Annotated in this window: 4 protein-coding genes and 1 pseudogene; 1 reads left to right on the forward strand and 4 read right to left on the reverse strand. The window is 75.4% G+C overall.

The genetic code is table 11. The annotated features are described in order from the left end of the window. Positions 1-668, reverse strand: a 668-nt coding sequence (locus tag G3I53_RS22800) for an ANTAR domain-containing protein (RefSeq protein ID WP_164438719.1), incomplete at its 3' end; no start/stop codon positions are given. 307 nt (positions 669-975) lie between these two features. Between G3I53_RS22800 and G3I53_RS22805 the strand changes: the two genes are divergently transcribed. Next, positions 976-1,866, forward strand: coding sequence for an anti-sigma factor RsbA family regulatory protein (locus tag G3I53_RS22805; RefSeq protein WP_239064052.1), 891 nt, complete (start codon positions 976-978; stop codon positions 1,864-1,866). 69 nt (positions 1,867-1,935) lie between these two features. Here the strand turns inward: G3I53_RS22805 and G3I53_RS22810 are convergent, their stop codons facing one another. The 3 genes and pseudogenes from G3I53_RS22810 to G3I53_RS22820 all read right to left on the reverse strand — a co-directional run. Continuing rightward, positions 1,936-2,973 (reverse strand): rod shape-determining protein, encoded by a 1,038-nt coding sequence (locus G3I53_RS22810; RefSeq protein ID WP_164338741.1) that lies wholly within the window; start codon positions 2,971-2,973, stop codon positions 1,936-1,938. A 190-nt stretch (positions 2,974-3,163) separates the two neighbouring features. Continuing rightward, entirely contained in the window at positions 3,164-3,301 is a 138-nt protein-coding gene (locus G3I53_RS22815) for a hypothetical protein (protein WP_164338742.1), read from the reverse strand. Between the two features lie 37 nt (positions 3,302-3,338). Continuing rightward, positions 3,339-3,710, reverse strand: a pseudogene (locus G3I53_RS22820) (acetyl-CoA carboxylase); the annotation flags it as partial.

Consider the following 3,710-nt stretch of genomic DNA (forward strand, 5'->3'; position numbering starts at 1 on the left):
CGGGCCACCGCCCGGGCCAGCGCGGTCCGCACGGCCGGCGGCGGGGGCTCGCCCTCGGACCCGGCACCGGCGGTGAGCGCCGCGGCGATGGCGTGCAGCTTGGTGTTCGACAGCTGGGACGCCTCGCGCAGGATGTGCCACGCCTCGTCGGACGTGCAGCCGTGGGTGGCCATGAGGATGCCGCGCGCCTGGTCGATGACCGGACGGGAGGCGATCGCCTGGCGCAGCTGTTCGACCTCCGCGCGGAGCACGTGCAGCTGCTCGGCGCGCTCCAGGGCGACCGCCGAGGTGGTCGGGGCGGGGTCGGGGTCCGGGACCGGGGTGCGCAGCGGGTCGGTGGTGTCCAGGCCGGCCAGTTCCAGGATGCGGCGCGGCTGACCGTTCCAGCGGGTGGCGGTGACCGGCACGGACCGCCGGTGGGCGTGCGCGCGCAGCACGTCCAGGAAACGCAGCCCGGCCGTGTCCATGAAGTGCACGCCGCTCATGTCCAGGTCGATCCGGACGGTGCCGGCGGGCAGGGCGTCCAGTGTCTCGGCGAGGATCTCGGCGCAGCCCTCGACGAGCTCGCCGCGCGGGGTGAGCAGGGTGCCCTCGGCGTCGGTGCGCCCACCGATGACGAGGGTGTTGAGCCTGCCCGAGAGAGGGGGCGGGGTGGCCGCGGAGGTCATGTCACCGCCTTGTCGGTACTCGTGGTGGTCGTCGGCCCTTCGTCCTTCCGCCGGCGGAACCGGGCGGTAGGCTGCGCACGGTCCCGGCCGCACTGGGGTGCGCCTGCCCACCCTGCGGCCCGCTACACACCGGGCGGGGGAATGGCGGGGAGTCCGCGGGGCAGACGCACTGTGGTCCAGGAGTGTGGGGAGACGGACGTTGGGCACTCACCACCGGACGCCGTACGGGCCCGGCTCCGCGGCGCCCGGCCTGACGGTGTTCCCGCTGGACGGCCGCCGCGGTGTGCGCGCGGCCGGGGAGGTCGGGCTGGCCACCCGGGCCGTGTGGGAAGGCGTGCTGGACCGGGCGGTGCGCGAGGGACTGGCCGCCGGTGAGCCGGTCGCGGTCGCCGTCCCCGGGGAGAACCTGGCGCTGATCCGGGACGCGCTCGGCGACGACGCGGCGGCGGTGCGCCTGCTGGACATGCGGGAGGCGGGGCGCAACCCCGGCCGGATCATCCCCGGCGTGCTGCGCGCCTTCGCCGACGCCCGGCCGGACGCGCGGCGGGTGCGGATCGTCGGCGAGCCGGTCTGGGCCGGGCGGTCGGCGGCCGAGTACCCGGCCTGCGCCCAGCACGAGGCGCTCATCAACGCCGCCTTCCGGGGCCGCGCGGTGACCGTCCTGTGCCCGTACGGCGTCCGGACGCTGCCCGGGCGGATGGTGGCCGACGCCCACGCCACGCACCCGTCCGTCATCCCGGCCGGCGCCCGCACCGCCCGGACCAGTACGGCGTACGCGCCCGACGAGGTCGTCGCCCGCTACAACGAGCCGCTGCCGCCGGTGGCGGACGCGCCCGCCTTCCCGTTCGTCGCCGAGACCCTGACCCGGGCCCGGCACGTGGCCGCCGACGAGGGCAGGCGGCTCGGGCTGACCGGCATGCGGCTGGAGGACCTGGCGCTCGCCACCGCCGAACTGACCACCAACAGCGTGGTGCACGGCGGCGGTTCGGGCGTGCTGCGGGTGTGGCCGGAGGACGGCCGGGTGGTGTGCGAGGTGCGCGACGGGGGACGGTTCACCGATCCGCTCGCCGGCCGCCGGCCCGCGAGCCGGGACCAGCGGGGCGGGCGCGGGCTGCTGATGGTGAATCTGATCGCCGACCTGGTGCGCCTGCACGCGAGGGAGGACGGCACCACGGTGCGGTGCTGGTTCGCCCGCTGAGCACCGGGGCGGACGGGCCCTCGTGGGGGCGGCTCGCGGAGTCCGCCCGCCGCCGGGACCGGGAGGGTGTCAGGTCGCCAGCGGGTCCAGGACCAGCGGGGCGATCTTTCCCTCCAGCATGGAGCCGAGGCCCTGCACGGCGCACACGTCCGGCCGTTCGGCGATGTGCACCGGCATGCCGGTCGCCTCGCGCAGCATGTGGTCGAAGCCGGGCAGCAGGGCGCTGCCGCCGACCATCATGATGCCGCGGTCGGCGAGGTCGGCCACCAGGTCCGGCGGGCAGTTGCGCAGGACCTTGCCGATGCCGTCGAGGACGGCGGTGAGCGGCGTCTGGATGGCGTGCCGCACCGCAGCGGTGTCGATCTTGACCGAGCGGGCCAGTCCGGTGGCGACGTCCCGGCCGTGGATCTCGGTGGAGTCCGGGCCCTCGGGGGTGAGGCCGTTGCCCGACAGGGCGAGCTGCAGCGGCCGCACGGACTGGCTGGGCAGCATCAGTTCGTGCTGGTGGCGCAGGTGCTGCACGATCGCGTGGTCCACCGCCTCGCCGCCGACCGGGACGCGTTCGGCGGTCACGATGGAGCCGAGGGAGAGCACCGCGACCTGGGTGGCGGCCGCCCCGCACACCATGATCATGGTCGCTTCGGGCCGCTCCACCGGCAGACCGCAGCCGACGGCTGCGGCGATGAGGGTGTCGACCAGCTCCACCCGGCGGGCGCCGAGGCCGACGAGGGTCTCGATCGCGGCGCGCTGCGCGAGCGGGTCGGAGTCGTGCGGGGTGCAGGCCGCCGCGCGCAGCCGGGGCTTGCGCCGCAGGGTGCGGCGGATCTTGTCGCCGAGCAGGTGCCGCAGCATCCGCTGGGCCATCTCGATGTCCACGACCGTGCCGCCGGACACGGGCCGCACGACGCGGATGTAGTCGGGCGTACGGCCCGTCATCTTCTCCGCGAACTCGCCGACCGCGATGAGCGCGCCGGTCCTGGTGTTCACGGCGGCGGCGGACGGCTGGTCGACGACGAGCCCGGCGCCCTTGACGTAGACCCGGGTGCGGGCCGCACCGAGGTCGACGGCGAAGTGGCAGCGGCGCAACTGCTCCAGACTGGCGGTCACGGCAGATCCTCCCGAGTGCGGACCTCGTGGTCCGCCGGCCGACGGACCACTGACCTCATCGTGCGCCGCCGCGCGGATGCCCGCCTGTCGGGGAGGGCCGGGCGGGGGGCCGCCGAACGGGGGCGGAACGCGGGCGGCGCCGCCTCCCTGGGACGGGGGGACGGCGCCGCGGACCGGTTCCTTCCGGACGTCAGACCAGCAGGCCGACCAGGTGGACGAGGCCGGCGATGACGTTGGTGAGAAGGTCGTTCATGAGCGTGCTGTCTCCTTGCGGTGATGCCTTGAGTGGGACCTGTGCCGACCACGGTCTGCAGCCCGTCGGTCGCACATCGTGAGTGTGTCAACGATGCGTGCCCCATGCACCCTCATGGGCGACGATCACCAGTTCCGGGGAACGGGTGATCGCTTGTTCGGTCGCCCTCCGCGCCGACGACCCCGCGCACCACGCCCAGCTCCACCAGGTCCTGCGGGCGCACGCGCAGCTGATCGGCCGTCAGCTCCACCTCGGAGCAGGGGCGTTTGAGGATGGCCGCGGCCATCTCCGGTGCGATCACCGAGAAGTAGCTGTCCGGTGTCGCCCAGGTGCGGCCGGGCGCGGCCAGGGCGAGGGCACCGCCCGAGCCGCCCTCGCCGATCACCAGCGTCGTCACCGGCGTGCGCGCGGCGGCCACCGCGTCGAACAGGTCGGCGATGGCCGGCCCCGCGCCCTGCCGCTCGGCCGCCGCGTCGTTCGCCGC

Origin of the sequence: Streptomyces sp. SID14436 (assembly GCF_010548465.1) — a bacterium.
GTDB lineage: Bacteria > Actinomycetota > Actinomycetes > Streptomycetales > Streptomycetaceae > Streptomyces.